This window comes from Variovorax ureilyticus (assembly GCF_050632185.1).
GTDB classification, from domain to species: Bacteria; Pseudomonadota; Gammaproteobacteria; order Burkholderiales; family Burkholderiaceae_C; genus Variovorax; species Variovorax ureilyticus_A.
Window position 1 is genome coordinate 2,311,351 of sequence record NZ_CP192579.1, and the last position, 18,943, is coordinate 2,330,293.

Below are 18,943 nucleotides of genomic sequence, written 5' to 3' on the forward strand. Positions count from 1 at the left end.
TCCCGAGACATGTCCCAAGCACCCATCGACGTCTATTCGTGGGCCACGCCGAACGGCCACAAGGTTCACATTATGTTGGAGGAATGCGGCCTCCCCTATCGTGCGCATCCGGTCAACATCGGCAAGGGCGACCAGTTCGAGCCCGCCTTCCTGAAGATCAGCCCCAACAACAAGATCCCCGCGATCACCGATCCGCAAGGACCGGACGGCAAGCCGATCTCGCTCTTCGAATCCGGCGCGATCCTCGTCTACCTCGCCGGCAAGACCGGCAAGTTCCTGCCCGAAGATGACCGCGGCCGATTTGCGGTGCTGCAGTGGCTGATGTTCCAGATGGGCAGCGTCGGACCGATGCTCGGGCAGACGCACCACTTCCGAAACTACGCGCCGGAGAAGATCCAATACGCCATCGACCGCTACTCGAACGAGGCCAAGCGCCTCTATGGCGTGATCGACAAGCAGCTCTCGACGCACAAGTTCATCGCAGGCGACAGCTATTCGATCGCGGACATCGCGATCTTCCCGTGGCTGCGCAGCTATGAAAACCAGGGCATCACGCTCGAGGACTTCCCGCACCTGAAGCAATGGTTCGAAGGCATCGCAGCACGGCCTGCGGTGCAGCGCGGCGTCAAGGTTCTTGCGGACCTGCGCACGCCGATCACGGGCGACAAGGAACGCGAGATTCTCTTCGGCAAGACGCAATATCAGCGTCGCTGATGTGCTGCGTCCCGGGGCGCTCCGCCATCAGGTTAGAATAGAAGGCTTGTCGGGGTGTAGCGCAGCCTGGTAGCGCATCTGCTTTGGGAGCAGAGGGTCGCGAGTTCGAATCCCGCCGCCCCGACCATCAAAACGCAATGCCCGCATCGACGTCAGTCGTTGCGGGCATTCTTCATTTGCATTCGCACACCGCGCCGCGCGTGCACACCCCTTGGGCACTTCCCGCCACGCGCGTCGTCACGCCGGCCTTGCAGCTTGCACGCTCGTAGTACGAGCAGCGGATGTCGCAGCCAAGGCAGGCCCCGTCCACCGGTGCATCGCAGTAGTGGCCCATCAAGGGCGGGGCCAGCGCGCTGCCCTCGGGCTTTCCGAGATTGGCGCACCCGGCGAACAACAACACCATCGCGGCAAGCAGAAGAGATCTCATCGGGAATCCCCACGTGACGATTCAGGTGCCCGCAGTATGGACGAGTCCCCATCCCGGCAACACCGCACAATCCACCGATTGCGAACAACCTCCTGGAGACGGCATGGACCTTCAACTGACCGGCAAACACGTACTCGTCACGGGCGGCAGCCGGGGCATCGGGCTGGCCTGCGCGCGAGCCTTCCTCAAGGAAGGCGCGAAGGTCAGCATCGCGGGCCGAAGCCCGGCGCATCTCGAAGCGGCTGCTGCGCAGCTCTTGGCGGAAGGGCACGCGGTCGGCGGCTACAGCGCGGACCTGAGCGATCCGCGCGCCGCGCAGCACATGGTCGACGCGGTACAGGCAGCGTCCGGCCCGATCGACATCCTCGTCAACTCCGCCGGCGCCGCACGGCGGACGCCGTTCGACGAACTGCAGCCGCAAACCTGGCGGGACGCGATGCAGGCGAAATTCTTCACCTACATCAACGTGATGGACCCCGTGATCAAGCGCATGGGCGAACGGGGCTCGGGCGCGATCGTGAACGTGATCGGCATGGGCGGCAAGGTGGCCACGCCGACGCATCTCGCGGGCGGGGCCGCAAATGCGGCGCTGATGCTGGCCACGGCCGGTCTCGCCGCGGCCTACGGGCCCCGCGGCGTTCGCGTCAACGCAGTCAATCCGGCCCTGACGCTGACCGACCGCATGGCCGAAGGCATTGCGGCCGATGCGCGCCTGCGCAAGATTCCCGAAGCCGAGGTGTTGCGCGACGCAGAGGCTCGCATGCCGCTCGGCCGCCTCGCCCAGGCGGAGGACATCGCCAACGCGGTCGTCTTCCTCGCATCGCCGGGCGCGGGCTACATCTCCGGCGCGATTGTCTCGATGGACGGCGCGGCGACACCGATGGTGGTCTGAGCCCCGCGGGCCTGCGCCCCCTCGCCGCCTTAGAATCTCGCACCCACACTCACTGCCCGTAGCTCAGTTGGATAGAGCACCTGCCTTCTAAGCAGGTTGTCGGGGGTTCGATCCCCTCCGGGCAGGCCACCCATTTCGTCGAGAACCGGCGCCGCCGTCGTTGTGGATTCCGGCATAACTTGGCCGGAATGACAAGATATGCCGGAAAAAGGGGAGGCAAACGCCGCAGACAGATACGGCTCCAACGCGCTCTAACCTAGACGGCAAGCCGGATGAGCCCATGGCTAACCGCCCGCCCGCCATGAGAACCTTAGCTAGATCCTGTAGAGGTTCCGCGAGACCTCGGATAGCGATCAATAAACTCGTCCAAAAGCGCACGTTTCCAATTGTTCTTGAACACCGGAATTCCAGTCTCAATCACCATTTGCTTGCGTGTTAATAAGCTTCGTTTGCTAATTCGGTCTGGTCTTCCTAGGGAAAAGTACCGAGATTACACCCAAACGAGCTAACTATATTAAGTAACTGGATGGAGAGGCCGGAAGGCGGCTCTTCCCCTCACCATCTCGGCCCTCGGCAGCTCTTTGGATCCAGCGCAGCGCACCGCATTGCCGGGACACAGAACATTGACTGGAGCAACCCAATGCCATGACGCAGCGAATTTCGTCTGTCCGTAGGCTTCGCCTCTGCCAACCTTTTTTAGATTCAACCACACTGGACTGGCTTTGCTCATGATCAATACATCTACCGCCCCCTATGCCGCGCTCCTGCTGCGTTTGAGCCTTGGAGCCATGTTCTTGGCCCATGTAGGCCTGAAGCTGTTTGTCTTTTCCGTTCCGGGATTTGTCGGCTATTTCGCCTCCCTGGGGCTTCCGGCGATCCTGGCGTATGCCGTGATCGCGTTGGAGCTACTCGGCGGTTTTGCTCTGATTCTCGGCATCTATGCGCCCATAGTCGCGTTGCCTCTAGCACTCGAGATGCTCGGCACGATTGTCCTTGTGCACGGCGCCAATGGCTGGCTCTTCACCAACAAGGGCGGCGGCTGGGAATATCCTGCGTTCTGGGTAGTCGGCTTGGTTGCGCTGTTCTTGCTCGGTGATGGCGCCTGGGCACTGAAAACCGCAAAGAAGGCGCGCGCCTGAAAGTGCATTGCCGCGATCCATTCGGACTTAATCTTCTGTGCCTCGGCAATGGAGGCTGTGATTCAGTCTCCAGCACGCAAAAGGGCGGGACTGGCCCGCCATGCGTCGCGCCGGATTCGCTCGGCCAACAGCTGCAGCAGCAGGCCGCGGAGTTTGCGAACTCAAGGGTGATGACCACAGAGGACATGGCTCTGCAGGCTTCTCCTAAAGGAGATGCCGGAAAGTCGCAAACGGCGACACGAGATGCCGGAATTTTCGTGTCGCCGGGCCCACGTCGATCTCTCAAGCCAGCCTGAAAGGCAGCTCCCGCACCGGCTTCCCCGTGATCGCCGCGACCGCATTCGCAAATGCCGGCGCCAGCGGCGGCAGCCCCGGCTCGCCCATTCCGGTGGGCGCGTCGGCGCTAGGCACCACGTGGACGGCAATCTGCGGCATGTCGGTGATTCGTGGCACGACGAAATCGCCGAAGTTGCTCTGCTGCACCATGCCATCCTTCAGCGTGATCGCCGCACCGGGCAGGCACATCGACAGGCCCATCACCGCGCCACCCTGCACTTGCGCTTCCACGCTTTTCGGGTTGACCGCGAGATTGCAGTGCACGCCCGCCGTCACGGTGTGCAGGACCGGCGTGCCATCCTTCACTGACGCTTCGACGACATAGGCCACCACCGAATTGAAAGATTCGTGCACCGCCACGCCCCAGGCCCGGCCCGCTTCGAGCTTCTTCTTGCCGTAACCGGATTGGTCCACCGCGAGCTGCAGCGCCGCCTTGTGGCGCGGGTGCTGGTCGCCGATGAGCTTCATGCGATACGCGACCGGGTCCTGTCCAATGGTGCGGGCGACCTCGTCGATCAGCGTTTCCATGACGAACGCGGTGTGGGTCGAGCCCACGCTGCGCCACCAGAGCACCGGCACGTTGAGCTTGGGGTGATGCACCGTGAGCCGCATCGGCACGTCGTAGGGCTCCTTCATGCCTTCGACGGCGGTGCCATCGATGCCGTCCTTGACCATCATCGGCTCGAACATGCTGCCCATCAGCAGCGACTGGCCCACGATGACGTGATCCCAACCGATGACCTTGCCTTGCGCGTCGAAGCCGATCTTCGCGGTGTGAAGATGCATCGGGCGGTAGTAGCCGCCCTTGATGTCGTCCTCGCGGCTCCACAGCGTGCGGATCGGTGCGGCAATGCCCGCGGCCTGCGCGGCCTTGACGACGCCACAGGCCTCGGCCACGAAGTCGCTGGTCAGGAGGCCGCGACGGCCGAAGCCGCCGCCCGCCATCTGCACGTGGACCTTGACGTTCTCCGGCGGCACGCCCAGCACCTTCGCCGCGGCCATGCCGTCGATGCCCGGCATCTGCGTGCCGGTCCACACCTCGGCCTTGCCGCCGGCGAGGCTGACGGTGCAGTTGAGCGGCTCCATCGGCGCGTGAGCGAGGTAGGGGAAGAGGAATTCGGCCTCGATCTTGTGCGGGGCTCCGGCAAGCTTCGAGACATCGGCGTCGTATTTGCGATTTCCCGGCTTCGTCGCGAGTTCGCGGTATTGCGCGAGCTGCTTCTCGCTGTCGACCTTCTCGACGCCGCCGGTGTCCCATTCGAGCTTGAGCGCATCGCGGCCCTGCTTGGCGGGCCAATAGCCGTCGGCGACCACGGCCACGCCTTCGGCGCCGCGGTCCAGCGGCACGCGCAGCACGGCCTTCACGCCCTTGATCGCCTTCGCGGCGCTGTCGTCCATCGACTTGAGCTTTGCGCCGAATACCGGCGGATGCGACACGACAGCGGTCAGCATGCCGGGCAGGCGCATGTCGATGCCGTAGCTCTGGTGCCCGCTGGACTTGGCCTGCGCGTCGAGCCGGCCGGTGGGCTTGCCGATCAGGCGGAAGTCCTTCGGGTACTTGAGCTTGACGGTCTCGGGCACCGGGAGCTTCATCGCCGCTTCGGCCAGCTCGCCGTAGCCGAGCTGCTTGCCGCCGGGGCCGATGACGGCGCCATTGCGCGTCTGCAGCGTCGCGGCATCGACCTTCCATTGCGCCGCCGCCGCGCTGACCAGCATGGCGCGGGTGCGGGCGCCGAGTTCGCGGTACTGCGTGTACGAATTCTTGATCGAACCCGAGCCGCCCGTGATGTGCATGCCAAAGGCGGGATCGACATAAGCCGGGTCGTTGGTGCCGTGAACGCTTCGGACCTTGGACCAGTCGGCGTCGAGCTCTTCAGCCAGGATCATCGGCAATCCGGTCTGCACGCCCTGCCCGAAGTCGAGCCGGTTGATGGTGATGGTGGTCGTGCCGTCGCGGTCGATGCGCACGAAGGCCGCCGGCTGCTGCAGCGGCTTCAGGCCCGCCGGCTTGGGGGCCGCGGCGCCCGTGTCCTGCGCGAGCGCCGCCATCGGGAAGACGCCGAGCGCGAAGCCGCTCACCGCCGTGAGCTTCAGGAAGCTGCGACGCGGCAGGCCGCCGGGTTCGGCGGTGTCCTCATGGCGCCTCATCAACGCGCGAAGGTTGGCGGGCAGTTCGAACGTGGCTTGATCGAAGTTCATGGTGATCTCCCTTTTCTTCAAGCCAGGGCCCTGGCGGCGTCGGCGACGGCGGCGCGGATGCGCGCGTAGGTGCCGCAGCGGCAGATGTTTCCGGCCATGGCCGAATCGATCTCGGCTTCGCTGGGCAGCTTGCCGGGCGTGACGGTCTTCAGGAAGGCGGTGGCCGACATGATCTGCCCGCTCTGGCAGTAGCCGCACTGCGCCACGTCATGCTTGACCCAGGCGTCGCGGACGGCCTTGCCGACCTTGTCGCCGCCATCGGCGACCGCTTCGATGGTGGTGATCTTCTGGCCCGCCGCGGCGGAGATCGGCGTCACGCACGAGCGGATCGCCCGGCCGTTGAGGTGCACGGTGCAGGCACCGCACAGCGCCGCGCCGCAGCCGAACTTGGTGCCGGTCATGCCCAGCGTGTCGCGCAGGGCCCAGAGGATGGGGGTGGAGGGATCGGCGTCGACCTGACGGTCCTTGCCGTTGATGTTCAAGATGGTCATGGTGGGACTCTCTTTTTGATGAATATTGGTTCGGCAAAACAATAGGCCTGTCCTGGGGTCAGGTCAAGCGCCTCAGGCCTTGATGCCGTCCCAGCAAAGCCCGAAGGCCATCGCCAGGTTCTCGTCCGTGCGGGCCAGCGCGCCGGAGCGAAGCAGGTTGGCGGTCTCGCGCACCGAGCCGCCGAAGCTGTTGATCAACAGCACCGTGGGCACGTCCTTCAGGATCTGCTGCGCCTTGGCCGACTCGATCAGATCGACCCAATCCTTGATCAGCCGGGCGGAGAGATTGCGGCTCTCTTCGCTGAACCAGGGCGAGTTGTAGTACTGCTCCAGAAAGACGACCTGCGCATAGTGCGTCAGGCGGTGTTCGAGCCAGTTCATCCACATGCGCCGAAAGCGGCTGCGAAACGGCGCCTTCGGGTCATCGCCGTTCATGAGGCTGGCGGCGGTGGTCGTCTTGGCCTGCTCGTAGAGCGCGACCATCAACTCTTCCTTCGACTTGAAGTAGACGTACAGCGTGCCCGTGGCCAAGCCCGCCTCGCGCGCGATGGCCGCCATCGTCAGGCCGCTCAGGCCGGTCTGTTCGACCAGCGAAAACGTCGCTTCGGCGATGGCACGGAGCTTTTCGTCATCCTTGGGTTTCACGGTGCGATCCTAGCGCCTTTTGACTTTTTGACGAACAAATATTCATTAAAACAACGAACGCACCGCGAACGGAAGACTGACGCACCTCTGGGAATCAACGCCGCTCGGTCAGCGTGCCGACGATTCCGCAAGGATCAGACGGCGCATTTGCGCAGCAATGGATGCACTGAGCTCCTGCGCCCTCTCCGGTCCTGCGTCTGGCACGTGTCCGAACGCGACTCTCGCGACAAGTCCGTGATAGCGAGGAAGCGCAACCTGCATCGCAGCAGCAAGTTTCTCTCTGTTGCGCGCCGTACGACGCAAGCGGGTGAGCGGATGCCTCTGCGCGTCCGGCGAAATGACATTGCTCACGAGTGCAGGCACAAATCGCACTCGAGGTACGAACCGCGCGAACAAGGCAAAACTGCTGGACCAGTTCTGCAATGACGCAATTGCCCGCCGCGGCCCCAACGTGGCGGGATCAGGCTCGATGTCTCCCGCCGGGAAGGTCAACAGAGCGCCTCCTTCCTGCAAATGCCGTGCGGCAGCCCGTATGACTGCCACATGCCCCGCCGTGTCTTCAGGCAGAAGAAGGAGCTGACGCGCCACGTGGGGCAAGGCACGAAGAAAGGGGCGATCCGAGGCAATCACCCGAAGGTCCGACCGCGACGCGAGACTGGTGAAGAGCGCGACCGTATCCGTCATACCAGGGTGGTTGGCGAGAACGACCAGAGGGCCGTGGGCCGGAACATGCTCCAGACCTGACGTGACAAGGCCTGCCGTCATGCGGCTCATCAACCACGCACTGCCATGGGCAAGACCTTCTTTGCCGACGCGCCTATCGAACTCGTGCGCCGTCAAGGCAAAGCGGCGAGCCGCAGGCCGCAGCAGGTGGCGCAGAGGCGAGCCACGAAGACGCAACAGGCCGACCGAATCCAGGAGGTCGACGATGTTGACCTCGGTGAGCGTCTCGACACCGTCCAGCTTCGCGTCCGTGATCATTTCCGAATTGAATCGCAGCATGTCGCGATTCAATTTGACGCTCAACCGGCAGTTTTTGAAAACTCGCCGGATGCAGGAACAGCGAATTGCCTTCTACAAAGGACCGGCCGGCGGCTGGGGCGCGTTGCGCAGCGTGACCCAGACGCTGCTGAAACAGGACATCCCGATCAAGGGCGCGCGGACGATGCTCTCGGCCAACCAGCCCGACGGCTTCGATTGCCCCGGCTGCGCATGGCCGGACCGCAACCATGCCTCCAGCTTCGAGTTCTGCGAGAACGGCGTGAAGGCTGTCGCCGCCGAAGCCACCGCGCGCCGCGCGGGCCCGGATCTGTTCGATCGGTACACCGTGACCGAGCTCGCCAAGCAGAGCGACTTCTGGCTCGAGGACCAGGGCCGCCTGACGCACCCGATGGTCTATGACCCTCGCAGCGACAAATACCGCCCCATCGAATGGGACGACGCCTTCGCGTTGATCGCGAGACATCTCAACGCGCTGCCCGATCCGAACCAGGCGATCTTCTATACCTCCGGCCGGGCCAGCAACGAGGCTGCCTTCCTCTACCAGCTCTTCGTTCGCGAGTACGGCACCAACAATTTCCCCGACTGTTCGAACATGTGCCACGAGCCCAGCGGCAGCGGCATGCGCCCGCAGATCGGCGTGGGCAAGGGCACGGTCACGCTCGACGATTTCGAGCGCGCCGACGCGATCTTCATCTTCGGCCAGAACCCCGGCACCAACCATCCGCGCATGCTCGGCGAGCTGCGCGCGGCCCACCGGCGCGGGGCGAAGATCGTGAGCTTCAATCCGCTGCGCGAGCGCGGGCTCGAACGCTTCGCCGATCCGCAGGACAAGCTCGAGATGGCGACCATGAGCTCCACGCCCATCAGCACGCACTACTTCCAGCTGCGCGTGGGCGGCGACTTCGCGGTGGCCAAGGGAATGATGAAGCACCTCCTGGAGCGCGAAGACGCGGGCGAAACGGTGCTCGACCATGCCTTCATCGCCGAGCACACCACCGGCTTCGACGCGCTGGCCGCGGACCTGCGCGCCGAATCGTGGCCGCTGCTGGAGCGCGAATCGGGCCTCGCCGAAGCGCAGATCCGCGCCGCGGCCGATGTGTACCGCCACGCGAAGCGCGCGATCGTCTGCTGGGGCATGGGCATCACGCAGCATGTGCACGCGGTCGCGACGATCCAGATGCTGGTCGACCTGCTCCTGATGCGCGGCAACATCGGCCGCGAAGGCGCGGGCCCCTGTCCGGTGCGCGGCCACAGCAACGTGCAGGGCGACCGCACCATGGGCATCTGGGAAAAGCCGCCTGCCGCATTGCTCGACCGCCTGCGCGATGTGTTCGGCTTCGAGCCGCCCCGGGACGACGGTTTCGACACGGTCGAATCCATCCGCGCGATGCTGGCCGGCAGGGGCAAGGTCTTCTTCGCACTGGGCGGCAACTTCGCGGCGGCGACGCCCGAGACGCCGACCACCTGGAAGGCGCTGCAGAAGTGCGACCTCACGGTGCATGTGACCACCAAGCTCAACCGCAGCCACGTGGTGCACGGCCGCGAGGCGCTGATTCTCCCCTGCCTCGGCCGCACCGAGGTCGACATGCAGGCCGGCGGCGCGCAGGGCGTGACGGTGGAGGACTCGATGGGCATGGTGCACATCTCGAGCGGCATCAATCCACCGGCCTCGGCGCACCTGCTGTCGGAGCCCGCCATCGTCGCGCGACTCGCGGCCGCGACCATCGGCCAGCACAGCAGGACGCCATGGCTCTGGCTCATCGAGGACTACGGCCGAATCCGCGACCGCATCGAGGCCGTCTTCGACGACTTCAGGGACTTCAACCGCCGCGTGGCCGCGCCCGGCGGCTTCCGCCTGCGCAACGCAGCCAGCGAGCGCGTCTGGGAGACGCCGTCGCGCAAGGCGAGCTTCGCCACGCATGCGGTGCCGCAGGACACGCCCTCGCACCTCGCCCGCGCGCGGGTGCGCGATGCGATCGTCTTCACGCTGCTCACCACGCGCTCGCACGACCAGTACAACACCACCATCTACGGGCTCGACGACCGCTATCGCGGCGTGTTCGGCCAGCGCCGCGTGGTGTTCATCCACGAGGACGACATCCGCGCGCTGGGTTTCAAGGACGGCGACTGGGTCGATCTGCGCACCGTCTGGGACGACGGCGAGGAACGTCGCGCGGACCGCTTCCGGCTCGTCGCCTACGACATTCCGCGCGGCAATCTCGCAGCCTACTACCCGGAGACCAATCCGCTGGTGCCGCTCGACGCGGTTGCACGCAACGCAGGTACGCCGGCGTCCAAGTCGATCCCGGTGATCCTCACCCCGCACCGAACCGCGCCGGAGCCAGCGGCAGCCGCCGAAGAGGTGGCGGCTTGAGCCCGTTGATCGAGGACGCGCCGCTGACGCAGCTCGCGCGGCCGTTGTCGCGGCATTCGGTGCGTGTGGTCGGCGAAGCAGACGCGCCCGCCGCGGGCCGCAGCTGCGACGACACGCTGGCCGCCGAAGTGCCGGTGGCGCTGGTCTTCAACGGCGTCTCGCACGCCGTGATGATGGCGACGCCGGCCGACCTGGAGCCGTTCGCGCTGGGCTTTGCGCTCAGCGAAGGAATCATCGAACACGTCCGTGATTGCCGCGACATCGAGGTGCGCATGGTCGACGCGGCGGATGCCGGATTGCCCGAGGGCCTCGACGGCATCGAAGTGCAGCTCGACATCTCGCCCCGCTGCTTCGAGCGCCTCAAGGGCCGCCGGCGCAGCATGGCCGGCCGTACGGGCTGCGGCATCTGCGGCGCCGAGAGCTTCGCGGCGCTCGACCTCGCGCCCTGCCCCGTCGCGCGGCGTGCGTGGATCGAGCGCGTCGATCTGGAGACGGTGCTCCGCGCCTTCGCTGCACTGCCCGCGCGGCAGGTGCTCAACGCCGAGGCCGGCGCGATCCACGCCGCCGCCTGGTCGACACTGGGCGGCGAACTGACCGACGTGCTCGAAGACGTCGGTCGCCACAACGCGCTCGACAAGCTGCTCGGCAGGCTTGCACGCGCGGGCCGGTTGAGCGAGCCTGGTTTCGTCGTCCTGTCGAGCCGCGCCAGCCACGAGCTGGTGCGCAAGTGCGCGCGGCTCGGCATCGCGGCACTGGCGACCATCTCGGCGCCGACCTCGACCGGCGTGCAGGTGGCCCAGCTTTCCGGCCTGCGCCTCTGGGGCCTGTGCCGCGCGCCGCGCGGCGTGCTGTACGCGCCCGGCCCCGCGGCTTTCTGAAGCACGCATCGGGCCGATGCGGATGGCGCATCGGCCCGATTCGTGTCCAATGCGCTGCACGTCATCAACGAAGGATTGGCAGCATGAAGCTTGGCAAGGTCGTTCTCGGGACACTCGCCGGTGCCGTCGTGGCCGGTGCGGCGGGTTGGTTCACCCTGGACAAGGAAACGCGCGGCCTGCTCGCCACGCTCCCGACCAACCGCGACGTGCTGTTCTGGAGCCAGCCGCAGCGCGATGCGGCGTTCCGCGCGCTCGACCGGATTCCGTTCCTCGCGAAGGCGCACGTCGTGCCCGCCGGCAGCGCGCCTTCGCCTTTGCCGCCGGGCCCGCCACTGGCGCTTCCGCTCGATCTCGACGCCTACATGGCGCAGCAGCGCAGCGCCGCGATCGTGATCCTCCACGACGGCAAGCTGCGGCTGGAACGCTACGGGCTCGGCTTCGACCGTGACGGGCGCTGGACCAGCTTCTCCGTCGCGAAATCCATGACGTCCACGCTGCTCGGCGCCGCCCTGCGCGACGGCCACATCCGCAGCCTGGACGACAAGGTCAGCGACTACATCAAGGAGATGAAGGGTTCGGCCTATGACGACGTCAGCATCCGGCAGTTGCTGACCATGACTTCCGGCGTGCGCTGGAACGAGGACTACGCGGACCCCAACTCGGATGTCGCGCGCTTCAACAACCACCAGCCCGAGGAAGGCGTCGATGCGCTGGTGAGCTACCTGCGCAAGTTGCCCCGGGCCGCGCCGCCCGGCACGCGCTGGAACTACAGCACCGGCGAAACCAACCTGGTGGGCATTCTGCTGAGCCGCGCGATCGGCAAGCCGCTCGCCAGCTACCTCTCCGAGAAGATCTGGATCCCGGCCGGCATGGAACAGCAGGCCACCTGGATCCTGAGCCGCACCGGCCAGGAAATCAGCGGCTGCTGCATCCAGGCCGCCACGCGCGATTTCGCGCGCTTCGGGCAGTTCGTTCTCAATGGGGCGAAAGTGGGCGGCCAGCCCCTCGTGCCGGACGACTGGTTCGCGCAGGCGACGACGCGGCAGGCCGACATCGGCCGGCCGGGCCGCGGCTATGGCTTCCAGTGGTGGACCTACGACGACGGCAGCTTCGCGGCGCGCGGCATCTTCGGGCAGGGCATCTTCATCGACCCGAAGCGCAAGCTGGTGATCGCCTCCAACAGCGACTGGGCCGGAGGCGCCAGCAACCGCACCGACGCCGAGGCGCGGGAGGTCTTCTACAAGGCCGTGCAGAAGGCCATCGACGACGAAGCCGCGGCCACGCGTCGCACCTCGGGGGCTTCATGACACTGGCCGTTGCACAAAAGCGCGCGGCCTTCCGCGCCCTTCATGAACAGGGTTGCTTCATCATCCCCAATCCGTGGGACGTGGGCAGCGCGCGCTTCCTGCTGAGCCAGGGCTTCAAGGCGCTCGCGACGACCAGTTCGGGCCACGCGTGGTCGCAGGGCCGCCGAGACGGGGCGGTGACGCGCGAGGCGGTGCTCGCCCATCTGCGCCAGATGGTCGCCGCGACCGATCTGCCGTTGAACGCGGACTTCGAGAACGGCTTCGCGCGCGATCCGCAAGGCGTGGCGCAAAGCGTGCGCATGGCGATCGACACCGGCATCGCGGGCCTGTCGATCGAAGACTCCACCGGCGATCCGGGCGCACCGCTCTTCGAGCTCGACGTCGCGGTGGCGCGGATGCGCGCGGCACGCGGCGCGATCGACCAGGAAGGCGGCGACACGCTGCTGATCGGCCGCGCGGAGAACTTCTTCGCCGGCCGGCCCGATCTCGACGACGCGATCCGGCGGCTCAAGGCCTACGCCGATGCGGGCGCCGATTGCCTCTACGCGCCGGGCATCCGCACGCGCGAGCAGATCGCGGCGGTGGTCGCCGCGGTCGCGCCGAAACCGGTCAACCTGCTGGTCGGCGCGACGAGCGAGTTCACACTCGCGGACATCGAGGCCATGGGCGTACGGCGCGTGAGCGTCGGCGGCGCACTCGCGCGCGCGGCATGGGGCGGCTTCATGCGCGCTACCCGCACGCTGGCCGAAGGCCGCTTCGACGGCTTCGCAGACGCGGCCTCGGGCGCGGAACTCAACGAGCTGTTCCGCTGACCCGTTCAGGGCGCCTGCAGGCGCTGGAGCAGCTCCAGCGTCGGAAAGCCGTCGGCGACGACGCCCGCACTGCGCTGGTAGCGGCGCACCGCGGCGCGGGTCGCGGGACCGAGAAGCCCGTCGGGCTCACCGCTCGAAAAGCCCTGCTGGTTCAGTGCGGTCTGCAACTCGCGCAGTTGGCTGCGCGTGAGCGGCGTCAGGTCGCGCGGCCACTGCGCCTGCACGCCCGGGCCACCTTCGAGGCGCTGCGACAGAAGGCCCACCGCGAGCGCATAGCTGTCCGAGTTGTTGTAGCGCAGGATGGCCCGGTAGTTGGGGCCGACAAGAAAGGCCGGCCCGCGCGCACCGGCCGGTAGCAGGATCGCGCCATCGGCGAACTCGGGCAGGGGCTGGCCGTCCATGCTGCGCACGCCTGCGGCGGCCCACTGGCCGCTCGGTTGCCGCACGCTCGAATCGGCGCGGCTGTAGTCGAAGTTCGAAGGCAACTGCACCTCCGCCCCCAGGGCTGGCCGCGCTGCCATCCCGAGCTCGCGAGGAAGTTCGCGGTGGAAGCCATCACGTCGGGCATGCTGCCCCAGATGTCGCGCTTGCCATCGCCATCGGCGTCGACCGCATAGCGCAGGAAGTTCGACGGCAGGAACTGCGTCTGCCCCATCGCACCGGCCCACGAACCGATCATGCGCGCGTGGTCGATATCGCCGTTCTCGATGATCCTGAGCGCCGCGCGCAGTTCGCCGCGCGCCCAGTCGCGACGGCGACCTTCGTAGGCGAGCGTCGCCAGCGCGTCGATGGCCGGCGTATTGCCGTAGTTGCCGCCGTAGTTGCTCTCGATGCCCCAGATCGCCACGACGATGCTCGCCAGCACACCGTAGCGCGCCGATGCCGCATCGGCAGCCGCGCGGATCTGCGCGAGCTTCTCCTGGCCGGTCGCGACCCGCTGCGCGGAAACGGCGGTGTCCAGGTAGTCCCAGACGGGCCGGACGAATTCGGGCTGCGCGCGGTCCAGCTCGATGACGTGCGGCAGGTACTGCACGTTGTCGAAGGCATCGCGCAGCGCGGCCTCGCCGACGCCGGCCGCGCGCATCTCGGCGCGGAAGTCCTTGACCCACTGGGCGAATCCCTGCTCCGGTGACGCCTGTCGTCGAGCCGGCAGCGGCGACGGCTGGGCGGGCGTCGCAGGTGCGACGGGCGGCTGATGGGTGGCGCAACCCGCAAGGGTCGCGATCGCCAGCACGGAAACTGCGCGCCGCGACCGGCGAAGCAATGAGGCGTTGGTTCTTCTCTGCATCCCGCACATTTTCTCGCGACGCGCTCAGGCAGCGCGCAACGCAATGCGCGCCATCACGGCACGGACAAGCGGTTCGATGCACGACGGCGGGAACGGCGACACGCTGCTGACGTTGACCTCGCAGAGCACGAAGCGTTCGGCCTGCCCGGCCGTCGGCTCGCCGAACATGAAGTCGCAGTCCCACAGCAGCGGCAATTGGGCGTGGGTCAATCCGACGCGCTCTCTCAGCTGCTCGATCCATTGCGTTTCGAGCAGCCGCCTGAGCCCCTGGAATTGCGACAGATCCGCGTCGTGGTAGAGCCTGGACCCGGGCGCCGGCGCCGCCTCTCCCGGCCGCGCCGGGTAGAGGGCATTGATGGCCTGGTGGCCGAAGCCGGTCACGCGGTCCTCGACGAGATAGGCGCGCACCATGCCGTCGATGAGGCGCGGTTGCCGGGCCTGGTCGATCATGTGGCCGCCGTTGACCGGCTCGAAGTACGACGCCATGCGCTGGAGCAATGCCGGCAGGTCGACGCGCTCCTCCTCGCTGCCGCGCTGCGCGTGCTGCACGCGATAGAGCGGCGAGCCTTCGATGCGCTCCACCCGCCACACCCCGATGCCGCTGTGCCCCCGGTACTGCTTGAGCACCCGCGCCCCCGCGCGCAGGCGATCGGGCAACCCGGCGGCAAGCTGCGCCAGACTCTCCACCCGGACCGCATCGCTGCCGAACGGCAAGTCGCGCACCTCGACCAGGACGTCCTTCGTGCCCAAGCGCAGGATCGTGTCCGGATGGGTGCTGACGACAACACCAGCCTGCGCCACCTCACGCAAGACAGCGTCGAGCCGATCGCGCCGCCGGCCGCCCTCGATCGGGTTGCACCAGACGAGCACGGCATCGACGCGCCGCAGCTGCGCGGCCACCTCATCGGCAAAGTCGTCGTGGTAGACGGCCGGCTCCGCTGCCACGCCGGCAGCCGCGAAGGCGGCGAACAGCGCTGCGAAACGGCTCTCGGCGGGATCGCCGCGGTCGCGCGCCGCGCGATCGCCTGGATAGAGCAAGGCCACGGACATCGGGCGTGAGACCACCATGGTGTTCAGCTCACGAATGGACCGCCAGCGGATAGAGCACCAGCCCGGCCATCGCGGCCACAAGCACCACGACCGGCTCCGGTACCTTCTTGAAGCGCCACAGGACACCGACGGTGATCAGTGCGAGGGCGGCCGTGGGGAGATCGGTGATCGACCGCTGACCGATGACGATCGCCGCTCCGGAGATCGCCCCGATGGCCGCGGCGGTCACACCGTCGACGAAGGCCACGATGCCGGGGCGTTTGCCGTGCTTCTTGAAGTACGGCGCCGGCAGGATGGTGAAGAGGTAGCACGGGATGAAGGTGCCCGCCGCCGCGACCACCGCGCCCCAGAAGCCGGAAACCAGGAAGCCGATGAATCCCGTCGTGATGACGACCGGCCCCGGCGTGATCATCGCGACCGCCACGGCATCGACGAACTGGCGGTCGGTCAGCCAGTGGTGCTCCTGGACGACGCCGCCATAGAGGAACGGCACGATCGCCAGGCCGCTTCCGAACACGAAGCTGCCGGCATAGGCGAAGAACGCCCCGATCTGCCCGAGCTTGTGCCAGTCGAGCATGTCGATCGCGAAGAACGCTGCGACAGGTGCGGCCACGCTGTTCACGGAACCGCCGGAGAGAAACTTCGGCGGTGCGCGCCACAGCCAGACCAGGACACCGGCGCCCAGGAAGATCCACACGATCTCGGACTGGGTGATCACCGTGACTGCCGCGCTCACCAGAAAGATCGCCCACAGCAGCTTGTCCTTGCCGATGTTCTTCGTCGTGAGCTTGTAGGCGCTCATGGCGATGATCCCGATCACGGCCGCGCCGACGCCATAGAACACGGCCTGCATCCACGCGATCCCGCCATAGGCCTCGTAGACCGCGCCGATGGCGACGACCATCACGAACGACGGCAGTACGAACGCCAGGCCGGCCAGCGTCGCGCCAAGCAAGCGGTAGTGCACATAGCCAAGGTAGATCGCCAACTGCGCGGCAAGTGGTCCGGGCATCAGCTGTGCCAAGGCCATGCCTTCCTTGTACTCGCCTTCCGAGATCCAGCGCCGCCGCTCCACGAGATCGCGGTACATGTAGCCGACCAGCGCCACGGGCCCGCCGAACCCCCAGGTGCCCAGGGCGAGCATGTAGCGCACGATCTGCCACAGCGAGTAGCCGGGCTGCGAAGGCTTGATCTCATTCATCTCGGTCATCGTGTCTGCGATTTCTCGTTGTTTCGCTGAGCTTCGCGCCGGAAGTGCGCGTAGATCGAATCCAGCACCGTGCCCATCTCGGCCAGGAGCGCGTCGTCGTCGGGCAGGCGTTCGCGTGCGCCGGCCATCACCGCTTCAAAGCCCTTCGCTTCGAGCACCGGATCGCCGCCCACATCCAGTGCGTGGATCATGGCTCCGAGACGCACCAACGCCGGATCGAGCTCCAGCCCGAAGCTGGCCAGCAGCGTCTCGAAGGTGACCCGATCGCCCACATGCGTGAACGTGGCGCCGTCGAAGTCGAAGCCGAGTGCACGCTTCGGGCAGTCCGAAGGCCTGGCAAGCCACTGAAATCGAGCGTCGCGGTCAATGAAGCGGCGGATGAGCCATGCGCTCGCGACGCGATCGACCCACAAGCGGCGGCGCGTGGCCCACACACGGCCCTGGTAGTCGGCCATCTCGAGGCGGGGAATCCGGCCCGGCGTCTCGTGCGGCTCGTCGGGCGAGAGCAGCGCCCCGATACGCCTGTTGAAGTCGGTCCACGCCGCTTCCGCCTCCGCGCTCGCATCGCCCGGGAAGAAGTCGATGGCCCGGGCGGCGTCGAATTCGCGCTGGAACTTGCGCTGCAGGCGGACGAGCTCCGGGGGGCTCATGGTCGGGAGACCGCCATTCGCCTCCTTCCAGGCCTTGCGCAGTTCCGCGTAGTCGCCGCTGCGATCGAACAGCTGGCGGTAGGCCATCGCGTCCTCGGCGGAGCGAGGCTGCACGGACATCAGCCAGGCGCTTCCGCCTTCGCGCAGGCACTCGTCGCCGAGCGCCTGCAGCGCCTGTTCATGCTCAGGTCGCGCGGGAAGCAGATGCGCGCCGTCGCGCAAGGCCGCACAGCCGAGTCCCTTGAGTCCTCGCCAGACGCGCATGCGCGCCGTCGCGCTCGATGTCGGGAGGGAGACGATCAGCAATAGCCACGACAGGCCCGTTATATTCATGTAGATTATCCTACATCGTTGTAGACTCTATGACATGAATTCGACCCTGACGCTTTCAGGGAAACTGCCGATCGGCGCGTCCAACGCCCGAACATCGCCCGAATGAACACCTTGCCCGCCGTCCGAGGAGGCCTCCTCGCGCTCCTGGCCGCGACGCTCTTCGGCGTCAGCACGCCGTTCGTCCAGCGCTTCGGCGCCGGGCTCGGGCCGTTCTCGACGGCGGCGCTGCTCTATGCCGGCGCGGCCATCATCGGCGCGTTGCTGCGCCAGCCCGTCGAACGCGAGGCGGCCGTGCGACGCAGCGATCTCGGCCGTCTTGCACTCATGGCGCTGTTCGGTGCCGGCATCGGGCCGGTTGCGCTCGCCTGGGGTCTGCAGCACACGAGCGGCACCAGTGCCTCGCTCATGCTGGCGCTCGAGGCGCTGTTCACCGCGGTGCTCGCCCGCCTCCTGTACCGCGAGGTGATGGACCGCCGCGTGTGGACGGCCATGCTTTTGCTGCTCGCCGGCGGCATCGCGCTGGTGCTCGATCGAGGGCAGACCGGCGGAATGCAAGGGCTCGGCCTGCTCGCGGTGCTCGGCGCCACCGCCGCCTGGGGCGTCGACAACACGCTGTCGCGCCCTCTGGCAGAACGCGATCCGGGGCAAGTGGTGTTCGGCAAATCCGTCCTCGGCGCGACGATCACCACCACGCTGGCGATAGTGTCCGGCGAGCCGGTGCCGGGCTGGGGCGCCACGCTCGGGCTGCTGGCAATCGGCGCGAGCGGCTACGGCCTGAGCCTGCGGCTCTATCTGCTCGCGCAGCGCGCCTTCGGGGCTGCGCGTACCGGCTCGGTCTTCGCGTTCGCGCCCTTCATCGGGGCCCTTGGCGCCATCGCACTGGGCGACCGGTCGCTCAGCACCGGCATGGCCATCGGTGGCGCGCTGATGCTCGCGGGCGTCGTGCTGCACCTGGCGGAGTCGCATGGCCACGAACACGAGCACGACGAACTCGAACACGAACATGCGCACTCGCATGACGACGGGCATCACACGCACTCGCACGACCCGATGCCCGCAGGTCCGCACAGCCACCCGCATCACCACGAGCCCCAGCGGCATTCGCATCCGCATGTGCCGGATGCACATCACACGCACGAGCATCCGTAGATGCTGCGGCGCCCTGCACTCTCACCAAAGCCGGGCGAGGGGCAGCA

At 66.9% G+C, this 18,943-nt stretch carries 17 protein-coding genes, 2 tRNA genes and 1 pseudogene; 10 read left to right on the forward strand and 10 right to left on the reverse strand.

From position 1 onward, the window contains the following. The first annotated feature begins 9 nt into the window (after window positions 1-9). Together ACQ858_RS11420 and ACQ858_RS11425 are read left to right on the forward strand one after the other, a co-directional pair. Window positions 10-714, forward strand: coding sequence for a glutathione binding-like protein (locus ACQ858_RS11420; protein WP_431276717.1), 705 nt, complete (start codon window positions 10-12; stop codon window positions 712-714). A gap of 50 nt (window positions 715-764) precedes the next feature. Next, window positions 765-841: transfer RNA gene (locus ACQ858_RS11425), tRNA-Pro, on the forward strand. A gap of 45 nt (window positions 842-886) precedes the next feature. Here the strand turns inward: ACQ858_RS11425 and ACQ858_RS11430 are convergent. Then, window positions 887-1,141 (reverse strand): hypothetical protein, encoded by a 255-nt coding sequence (locus ACQ858_RS11430; RefSeq protein ID WP_431276718.1) that lies wholly within the window; start codon window positions 1,139-1,141, stop codon window positions 887-889. 103 nt (window positions 1,142-1,244) lie between these two features. Between ACQ858_RS11430 and ACQ858_RS11435 the strand changes: the two genes are divergently transcribed. The 3 genes from ACQ858_RS11435 (at window position 1,245) to ACQ858_RS11445 (ending at window position 3,172) form a co-directional block, all read left to right on the forward strand. After that, entirely contained in the window at window positions 1,245-2,033 is a 789-nt protein-coding gene (locus ACQ858_RS11435; protein ID WP_431276719.1) for an SDR family oxidoreductase, read from the forward strand. A gap of 52 nt (window positions 2,034-2,085) precedes the next feature. Further along, a tRNA-Arg gene (locus ACQ858_RS11440) sits at window positions 2,086-2,162 on the forward strand. Window positions 2,163-2,761: 599 nt separating this feature from the next. Then, a complete protein-coding gene (locus ACQ858_RS11445) occupies window positions 2,762-3,172 on the forward strand; it encodes a DoxX family protein (protein ID WP_431276720.1) in 411 nt (136 codons plus the stop codon). Window positions 3,173-3,454: 282 nt separating this feature from the next. Here ACQ858_RS11445 and ACQ858_RS11450 read toward each other — a convergent pair whose 3' ends face one another. The 4 genes from ACQ858_RS11450 to ACQ858_RS11465 all read right to left on the reverse strand — a co-directional run bounded on the left by ACQ858_RS11450 (window position 3,455) and on the right by ACQ858_RS11465 (window position 7,869). After that, on the reverse strand, window positions 3,455-5,707 hold the full coding sequence (locus ACQ858_RS11450; protein WP_431276721.1) for a molybdopterin cofactor-binding domain-containing protein: 2,253 nt from the start codon (window positions 5,705-5,707) through the stop codon (window positions 3,455-3,457). A 17-nt stretch (window positions 5,708-5,724) separates the two neighbouring features. Further along, window positions 5,725-6,198, reverse strand: coding sequence for a (2Fe-2S)-binding protein (locus tag ACQ858_RS11455; RefSeq protein ID WP_431276722.1), 474 nt, complete (start codon window positions 6,196-6,198; stop codon window positions 5,725-5,727). Window positions 6,199-6,270: 72 nt separating this feature from the next. Then, window positions 6,271-6,843 carry a TetR/AcrR family transcriptional regulator gene (locus ACQ858_RS11460; protein ID WP_431276723.1) on the reverse strand — a complete coding sequence of 191 codons (573 nt, stop codon included), beginning with the start codon at window positions 6,841-6,843 and terminating at the stop codon, window positions 6,271-6,273. Window positions 6,844-6,951: 108 nt separating this feature from the next. After that, the gene (locus ACQ858_RS11465) at window positions 6,952-7,869 is read right to left on the reverse strand and encodes a 1-acyl-sn-glycerol-3-phosphate acyltransferase (protein WP_431276724.1); all 918 of its coding nucleotides are present in this window, start codon (window positions 7,867-7,869) and stop codon (window positions 6,952-6,954) included. A 25-nt stretch (window positions 7,870-7,894) separates the two neighbouring features. Between ACQ858_RS11465 and ACQ858_RS11470 the strand changes: the two genes are divergently transcribed. The 4 genes from ACQ858_RS11470 (at window position 7,895) to ACQ858_RS11485 (ending at window position 13,216) form a co-directional block, all read left to right on the forward strand. After that, a complete protein-coding gene (locus ACQ858_RS11470) occupies window positions 7,895-10,219 on the forward strand; it encodes an FdhF/YdeP family oxidoreductase (RefSeq protein WP_431276725.1) in 2,325 nt (774 codons plus the stop codon). 59 nt (window positions 10,220-10,278) lie between these two features. Next, a complete protein-coding gene (gene fdhD / locus ACQ858_RS11475; RefSeq protein WP_431276837.1) occupies window positions 10,279-11,097 on the forward strand; it encodes a formate dehydrogenase accessory sulfurtransferase FdhD in 819 nt (272 codons plus the stop codon). 83 nt (window positions 11,098-11,180) lie between these two features. Then, window positions 11,181-12,404 carry a serine hydrolase domain-containing protein gene (locus tag ACQ858_RS11480; protein WP_431276726.1) on the forward strand — a complete coding sequence of 408 codons (1,224 nt, stop codon included), beginning with the start codon at window positions 11,181-11,183 and terminating at the stop codon, window positions 12,402-12,404. Beyond that, window positions 12,401-13,216: an isocitrate lyase/PEP mutase family protein gene (locus tag ACQ858_RS11485; RefSeq protein ID WP_431276727.1), complete on the forward strand. Its 816-nt coding sequence runs from the start codon at window positions 12,401-12,403 to the stop codon at window positions 13,214-13,216. Before ACQ858_RS11480 ends, ACQ858_RS11485 begins: the two co-directional genes overlap by 4 nt. Window positions 13,217-13,221: 5 nt before the next feature. On the opposite strand, the gene ACQ858_RS11490 is transcribed toward ACQ858_RS11485, so the two are convergent. The 5 genes and pseudogenes from ACQ858_RS11490 to ACQ858_RS11510 all read right to left on the reverse strand — a co-directional run bounded on the left by ACQ858_RS11490 (window position 13,222) and on the right by ACQ858_RS11510 (window position 17,747). Beyond that, on the reverse strand, window positions 13,222-13,440 hold the full coding sequence (locus ACQ858_RS11490; protein WP_431276838.1) for a peptidoglycan-binding domain-containing protein: 219 nt from the start codon (window positions 13,438-13,440) through the stop codon (window positions 13,222-13,224). Window positions 13,441-13,521: 81 nt separating this feature from the next. Further along, window positions 13,522-14,513: pseudogene (locus ACQ858_RS11495) on the reverse strand (lytic murein transglycosylase); the annotation flags it as partial. 15 nt (window positions 14,514-14,528) lie between these two features. Then, a complete protein-coding gene (locus ACQ858_RS11500) occupies window positions 14,529-15,572 on the reverse strand; it encodes a Cj0069 family protein (protein WP_431276728.1) in 1,044 nt (347 codons plus the stop codon). Window positions 15,573-15,582: 10 nt separating this feature from the next. Next, the gene (locus tag ACQ858_RS11505; protein ID WP_431276729.1) at window positions 15,583-16,764 is read right to left on the reverse strand and encodes a chromate transporter; all 1,182 of its coding nucleotides are present in this window, start codon (window positions 16,762-16,764) and stop codon (window positions 15,583-15,585) included. Then, window positions 16,761-17,747 carry a chromate resistance protein ChrB domain-containing protein gene (locus ACQ858_RS11510; RefSeq protein WP_431276730.1) on the reverse strand — a complete coding sequence of 329 codons (987 nt, stop codon included), beginning with the start codon at window positions 17,745-17,747 and terminating at the stop codon, window positions 16,761-16,763. Before ACQ858_RS11510 ends, ACQ858_RS11505 begins: the two co-directional genes overlap by 4 nt. Window positions 17,748-17,849: 102 nt before the next feature. Between ACQ858_RS11510 and ACQ858_RS11515 the strand changes: the two genes are divergently transcribed. Further along, window positions 17,850-18,896 (forward strand): DMT family transporter, encoded by a 1,047-nt coding sequence (locus tag ACQ858_RS11515; protein ID WP_431276731.1) that lies wholly within the window; start codon window positions 17,850-17,852, stop codon window positions 18,894-18,896. Window positions 18,897-18,943: the final 47 nt, after the last annotated feature.